The following is a 7123-nucleotide window of genomic DNA, read 5'->3' as shown; positions in this document are numbered from 1 at the left end:
GCGGCCGGGTTGAGACCGAAGGAGATGTTCGACAGGCCCAGCGTGGTCTGCACGTCCGGGTGGCGGCGCTTCAGCTCGCGGATCGCCTCGATGGTGGCGATGCCGTCCTTGCGGGACTCCTCCTGGCCGGTGCAGATGGTGAAGGTCAGGGCGTCGATGAGGATGTCGGACTCGTGGATGCCCCAGTTGCCGGTCAGGTCGGCGATCAGCCGCTCGGCGACGGCGACCTTGTGCTCGGCGGTGCGGGCCTGGCCCTCCTCGTCGATGGTCAGCGCGATCAGCGCCGCGCCGTGCTCCTGGGCCAGTCGGGTGACCTTGGCGAAGCGGGAGTCGGGCCCGTCGCCGTCCTCGTAGTTGACCGAGTTGATCACCGCGCGGCCGCCGAGCTTCTCCAGGCCGGCCCGCAGCACGTCCACCTCGGTGGAGTCGAGCACGATCGGCAGGGTGGAGGCGGTGGCGAAGCGTCCGGCGAGCTCCTGCATGTCGGCGACGCCGTCGCGGCCCACGTAGTCCACGCACAGGTCGAGCATGTGCGCGCCCTCGCGGATCTGGTCCCGGGCCATCTCCACGCAGTCGTCCCAGCGGCCCTCCAGCATGGCCTCGCGGAACTTCTTCGAACCGTTGGCGTTGGTCCGCTCGCCGATCGCCAGGTACGAGGTGTCCTGCCGGAACGGCACGGTCTGGTAGAGGGAGGCGGCGCCCGGCTCGGGGCGCGGGGAGCGCTCGGGCGGGACGATGCCCTGGACCCGCTCGACGACCTGGCGCAGGTGCTCGGGCGTGGAGCCGCAGCAGCCGCCGACCAGGGACAGGCCGTAGTCGCGGACGAAGTTCTCCTGCGCGTCGGCCATCTCGGAGGCCGTGAGCGGGAAGTACGCGCCGTCCTTGGTGAGCACGGGCAGGCCGGCGTTCGGCATGCACATCAGGGGCGTACGGGAGTGGCGGGCGAGGTAGCGCAGGTGCTCGCTCATCTCGGCCGGTCCGGTCGAACAGTTCAGGCCGATCAGGTCGATGCCCAGGGGCTCCAGGGCCGTCAGGGCGGCGCCGATCTCGGAGCCGAGGAGCATGACGCCGGTGGTCTCGAAGGCGAGCGAACAGATCAGGGGCACGTCCACGCCCAGGGCGTCCATCGCGCGGCGCGCGCCGATGAGGCTGGACTTGGTCTGCAGCAGGTCCTGGGTCGTCTCGACGATCAGGGCGTCGGCGCCGCCGGCGAGGAGGCCCTCGGCGTTCTGCTGGTAGCCGTCGCGCAGCACGTCGTACGCGATGTGGCCGAGCGAGGGCAGCTTGGTGCCGGGGCCGATGGAGCCGAGGACCCAGCGCTGGCGGCCGTCCTTGGCGGCGAACTCGTCGGCGACCTCGCGGGCGATCCGGGCGCCCGCCTCGGAGAGCTCGAAGATCCGGTCGGCGATCTCGTACTCGCCCGCGGCCGAGTGGTTGGAGCCGAACGTGTTGGTCTCGACGCAGTCGACGCCGACCTCGAAGTACGCCTCGTGCACCGAACGGACGATGTCGGGCCGGGTGACGTTGAGGATCTCGTTGCATCCTTCGAGGTTCTGGAAGTCCTCGAGGGTGGGGTCCTGGGCCTGGAGCATGGTGCCCATGGCTCCGTCGGCGACGACGACTCGGCTGGCGAGTGCCTCGCGGAGGGCGGCGGCGCGGTTCCGGCTGTCAGCGGAAGGGGTCGGCAACGAGGCCATGGATGAGCTCCCTGGGATGCGACGGCTGTCGGCTTTGCACCCTCGGGGGAGGGTGCACGGGGCCAGCGTAACCGCGCAGGGGCTGGGGTGGACACGGCGTCCCACGTGCCGGACGGCATCCTGTGTGCGGGGACTCCCGGTTCTGCCCCTCCTTGGCCGACACTGTGTGGTGTGACGCGAGGTCGGCATCGACCGATAGTGTTCAGCATTGTCGAACAGCGTGAGAAGGGTGAGGGGCCGGGCGATGGCGAAGAACATCCAGTCGCTTGAAAGGGCGGCGGCCATGCTGCGACTGCTCGCGGGCGGCGAGCGCCGGCTCGGACTGTCCGACATCGCGTCCTCGCTCGGGCTCGCCAAGGGCACGGCCCACGGCATCCTGCGCACCCTCCAGGCGGAGGGCTTCGTGGAGCAGGACGCGGCCTCGGGCCGCTACCAGCTGGGCGCGGAGCTGCTGCGGCTCGGCAACAGCTATCTGGACGTGCACGAGCTGCGGGCGCGCGCCCTGGTCTGGACGGACGACCTGGCGCGGTCCAGCGGCGAGAGCGTGCACCTGGGGGTGCTGCACCAGAAGGGCGTGCTGATCGTGCACCACGTCTTCCGGCCGGACGACAGCCGCCAGGTCCTGGAGGTGGGGGCCATGCAGCCGCTGCACTCCACGGCGCTCGGCAAGGTCCTGTCGGCGTACGACCCGGTGGCGCACAGCGAGGTGGTGGAGGTCGAGCGGGAGGCGTTCACGCCCCGGACGACCACGGAGCTCGGCGCCTTCGAGTCGCTGCTCGACATGACGCGGGCCCGGGGCTGGGCGGCGGACGTGGAGGAGACCTGGGAGGGCGTGGCGTCGGTGGCGGCGCCGATCCACGACCGGCGGCGGATGCCGGTGGGCGCGGTGGCGGTCACGGGCGCCGTGGAGCGGCTCTGTCCGGACGGGGAGCTGCGTCCGGAGCTGGTGGCGGCGGTGCGGGACTGCGCCCGCGCGGTCTCCCGGGACCTGGGGGCGGGCCGCTTCTGACCGCCCGCCGAGGAGCGGCCGACCACCCTCCGTAGGGCTGCGTGCGGCAGCCCGTACAACAGAACCGAACCCGCCGGTAACGATCGCGTTATCGGCGGGTTTTTCGCTTCCCAGACCCTTGACGCGCTGTTAACCCGGGGGCAAAACTTCCGTTCATCGGTCGGCATTGTCGAACACCTAACGGCAATACACGCTAGGGTGTGACAGTGCCAAGGGCCGGCAACGCCCTCAACACGAGGGCGCGGACCACCGGAGGGACCCGGGGTTCGCCTTCCCCTGGACGAAGGACAAAGGAGTCGCGGGTGTCCAGCTCCGACATCTTCCTCGGCGAGACCATCGGTACCGCCGTTCTCATTCTGCTCGGCGGCGGTGTGTGCGCCGCCGTCACGCTCAAGGGCTCCAAGGCCCGCAACGCGGGCTGGCTCGCGATCACCTTCGGGTGGGGCTTCGCCGTCATGACGGCCGTCTACATGACCGCTTCCCTCTCGGGCGCCCATCTGAACCCCGCCGTCACGGTCGGCATCGCGATCAAGGACGGGGACTGGAGCAACGTCCCGGTCTACATCGCCGGCCAGATGCTCGGCGCGATGATCGGCGCGGCGCTGGTCTGGGTGGCCTACTACGGCCAGTTCCAGGCGCACCTCACGGACCCGGAGACCGTCAGCGAGAAGCCGATCGAGGGCCCCGGTCCGGTGCTCGGCGTCTTCTCCACGGGTCCCGAGATCCGCAACACCTGGCAGAACCTGGCCACCGAGATCATCGGCACCGTCGTGCTGGTCCTGGCCGTGCTCACCCAGGGCCTCAACGACAGCGGCAAGGGCCTCGGCGTCATCGGCGCCCTGATCACCGCCTTCGTCGTGGTCTCCATCGGCCTCTCGCTCGGCGGCCCGACCGGTTACGCCATCAACCCGGCCCGTGACCTCGGCCCGCGCATCGTGCACGCCCTGCTCCCGCTGCCGAACAAGGGCGGCTCCGACTGGAGCTACGCCTGGATCCCGGTCGCCGGTCCGCTGATCGGTGGCGCCCTCGCCGCGGGTATCTACAACATCGCGTTCGCCTGAGCCGTCCTTCTTCCAGACTTCCCCAGGAGCACACCGTGACCGACGCACACACCTCCGGCCCGTTCATCGCGGCCATCGACCAGGGCACCACCTCCTCGCGCTGCATCGTCTTCGACAAGGACGGCCGGATCGTCTCCGTCGACCAGAAGGAGCACGAGCAGATCTTCCCGAAGCCGGGCTGGGTCGAGCACGACGCCGCCGAGATCTGGGCCAACGTCCAGGAGGTCGTCGCCGGCGCCCTGGAGAAGGGCAACATCACCGCCGCCGACGTCAAGGCCATCGGCATCACCAACCAGCGCGAGACCACGCTGCTCTGGGACAAGAACACCGGTGAGCCCGTCCACAACGCCCTCGTCTGGCAGGACACCCGCACCGACGCCCTCTGCAAGGAGCTCGGCCGCAACGTCGGCCAGGACCGCTTCCGCCGCGAGACCGGCCTGCCGCTGGCGAGCTACTTCTCCGGCCCGAAGGTCCGCTGGCTGCTCGACAACGTCGAGGGCCTGCGCGAGCGCGCCGAGCGCGGCGACATCCTCTTCGGCACCATGGACTCCTGGGTCATCTGGAACCTCACGGGCGGCGTCGACGGCGGCCACCACGTCACCGACGTCACCAACGCCTCCCGCACCATGCTGATGAACCTCCACACCATGGCCTGGGACGAGAAGATCCTGCAGTCCATGGAGATCCCGGCCGCCGTGCTGCCCGAGATCCGCTCCTCCGCCGAGGTGTACGGCACGGTCAAGGGCGGCATCCTCGACGGCGTCCCGGTCGCCTCCGCACTCGGCGACCAGCAGGCCGCCCTGTTCGGCCAGACGTGTTTCGCCGAGGGCGAGGCCAAGTCCACGTACGGCACCGGCACCTTCATGCTGATGAACACCGGCGACAAGGTCATCAACTCCTACAGCGGCCTGCTGACCACGGTCGGCTACCAGATCGGCGACGCGAAGCCGGTCTACGCCCTGGAGGGCTCGATCGCCGTCACCGGTTCGCTGGTGCAGTGGATGCGCGACCAGATGGGCCTGATCAAGTCCGCCGCCGAGATCGAGACCCTCGCGTCCTCGGTCGAGGACAACGGCGGCGCCTACTTCGTGCCGGCCTTCTCCGGCCTGTTCGCCCCGTACTGGCGCTCCGACGCGCGCGGTGTCATCGCCGGCCTCACCCGGTACGTCACCAAGGCGCACATCGCCCGCGCCGTCCTGGAGGCGACCGCCTGGCAGACCCGCGAGATCACCGACGCCATGACGAAGGACTCCGGCGTCGAGCTGACCGCGCTCAAGGTCGACGGCGGCATGACCTCCAACAACCTGCTGATGCAGACCCTCTCGGACTTCCTGGACGCGCCCGTCGTGCGTCCGATGGTCGCCGAGACCACCTGCCTCGGCGCCGCCTACGCCGCCGGTCTGGCCGTCGGCTTCTGGCCGGACACCGACGCGCTGCGCGCCAACTGGCGCCGGGCGGCGGAATGGACCCCTCGCATGGACGCCGACAAGCGTGACCGCGAGTACAAGAGCTGGCTCAAGGCCGTTGAGCGCTCCATGGGCTGGCTCGATGATTCGACCGAGGAGTAATACGAGATGACCACCCTGCAGAGCGTCCCTGCCCTGGGGACGCACCCGGCTGCCGGTTCCCTGCCGAGCCGCGCCGAGACCCGGGAACAGCTTTCCAAGGCGACGTACGACCTCCTGGTGATCGGCGGCGGCATCCTGGGCATCTCCACCGCCTGGCACGCCGCACAGTCGGGCCTGCGGGTGGCCCTGGTGGACGCCGGCGACTTCGCCGGCGCCACCTCCTCCGCCTCCTCCAAGCTGCTCCACGGCGGCCTGCGCTACCTGCAGACCGGCGCGGTGAAGCTGGTGGCGGAGAACCACTTCGAGCGGCGTGCGGTCTCCCGTCAGGTGGCACCGCACCTCGCCAACCCGCTCACCTTCTACCTGCCCGTCTACAAGGGCGGCCCGCACGGCGCCGCCAAGCTGGGCGCCGGAGTGTTCGCGTACTCCGCCCTCTCGGCCTTCGGCGACGGCGTCGGGCACCTGCTCTCCCCCGCCAAGGCCGCCCAGGACGTGCCGGAGCTGCGCACCGACAACCTGAAGGCCGTCGCCGTCTACGGCGACGACCAGATGAACGACGCCCGCATGGCGCTGATGACGGTCCGCGCCGCCGTCGACGCCGGCGCCACCGTCCTCAACCACGCCGAGGTCACCGGCCTGCGCTTCACCCGCGGCCGGGTCACCGGCGCGGAGCTGAAGGACCGCACCACCGGCGACGAGTTCGGCGTGAACGCCCGCCTCGTGCTCAACGCGACCGGCCCCTGGGTCGACCACCTGCGCAAGATGGAGGACCCCAACGCGGCCCCCTCCATCCGCCTCTCCAAGGGAGCGCACCTGGTCCTCAAGCGGACCTCGCCGTGGAAGGCCGCGCTGGCCACCCCGATCGACAAGTACCGCATCACCTTCGCCCTCCCCTGGGAGGACATGCTGCTCCTCGGCACCACCGACGAGGAGTACGAGGGCGACCCCGGCCAGGTCGAGGTCACCGAGAAGGACACCGCCCAGATCCTGGACGAGGCCGCCTTCTCCATCCGCGACCAGCAGCTCTCCCGCGACCTGATCACGTACTCCTTCGCCGGACTGCGGGTGCTCCCGGGCGGTCCCGGCGACACCTCCAAGGCCAAGCGCGAGACGGTCGTCACCGAGGGCCGCGGCGGCATGCTGTCGGTGGCCGGCGGCAAGTGGACGACCTTCCGCCACATCGGCCGCACGGTCATGAAGAAGCTGGAGCAGCTCCCGGGCCACCCACTCGGCGAGGACTACGAGCCGGTGTCCGCGCTGCCGAAGCGGCTCCCGCTGCCCGGCATCGCCAACCCGAACGCCGTCGCCCACCGCCTGCTCGTCGACGGTCCGGCGCCCGGCCCCCGGATGGCCGCCGACACCGCCAAGCACCTGGCCACGCACTACGGCTCGCTCTCCTTCGACATCGCCCGGATGGCGAACGAGAACCCGGAGCTGGCCCGCCGGATACACCCGGACGCGCCGGAGATCTGGGCGCAGGTCGCCTACGCCCGCGACCACGAGTGGGCCGAGACGGCGGACGACGTGCTGCGCCGCCGTACGACGCTGACCATCCGCGGTCTCGCGACGGACGAGATCCGCGCCGAGGTCGAGTCGATGCTGCGGAAGTAAGTTCCGTACGTCCAGGGGCGGTTCCTCTCCGAGGGGCCGCCCCTGGCGCGTGCCATGCGTCCGCCACACGGCCGCAACACTCGGCGCGCACAGTTGAGACATGAAGTTTCAGGTGCTCTCGATCGTCCACCACTCCCCGCATCCGCTCACCGGCGAACTGCTTTCCGCCGCCGACCG

5 protein-coding genes are annotated in these 7123 nt (G+C 70.4%); 4 read left to right on the top strand and 1 reads right to left on the bottom strand.

All coding sequences use genetic code 11. The features are described from left to right. Positions 1-1697: homocysteine S-methyltransferase family protein (locus CCN56_RS29335; protein ID WP_179200026.1), on the bottom strand; the 1697-nt coding region annotated here is incomplete at its 3' end. 244 nt (positions 1698-1941) lie between these two features. On the opposite strand from CCN56_RS29335, the gene CCN56_RS29330 reads away from it, so the two are divergent. From CCN56_RS29330 to CCN56_RS29315, 4 genes are all read left to right on the top strand, one after another. Continuing rightward, positions 1942-2706 carry an IclR family transcriptional regulator gene (locus CCN56_RS29330; protein WP_086830982.1) on the top strand — a complete coding sequence of 255 codons (765 nt, stop codon included), beginning with the start codon at positions 1942-1944 and terminating at the stop codon, positions 2704-2706. Between the two features lie 302 nt (positions 2707-3008). After that, the gene (locus CCN56_RS29325; RefSeq protein WP_086830981.1) at positions 3009-3767 is read left to right on the top strand and encodes an MIP/aquaporin family protein; all 759 of its coding nucleotides are present in this window, start codon (positions 3009-3011) and stop codon (positions 3765-3767) included. Positions 3768-3802: 35 nt separating this feature from the next. After that, positions 3803-5335: a glycerol kinase GlpK gene (glpK, locus tag CCN56_RS29320; RefSeq protein ID WP_086830980.1), complete on the top strand. Its 1533-nt coding sequence runs from the start codon at positions 3803-3805 to the stop codon at positions 5333-5335. Positions 5336-5341: 6 nt separating this feature from the next. Next, entirely contained in the window at positions 5342-6946 is a 1605-nt protein-coding gene (locus tag CCN56_RS29315; RefSeq protein ID WP_086830979.1) for a glycerol-3-phosphate dehydrogenase/oxidase, read from the top strand. Positions 6947-7123: the final 177 nt, after the last annotated feature.

The organism is Streptomyces sp. NRRL B-24572 (assembly GCF_002156145.1).
In the GTDB taxonomy this organism is placed as follows: Bacteria; Actinomycetota; Actinomycetes; order Streptomycetales; family Streptomycetaceae; genus Streptomyces; species Streptomyces vietnamensis.
Note: the sequence above shows the minus strand (reverse complement) of the source record. Positions and strands in the feature narration are given on the sequence as shown.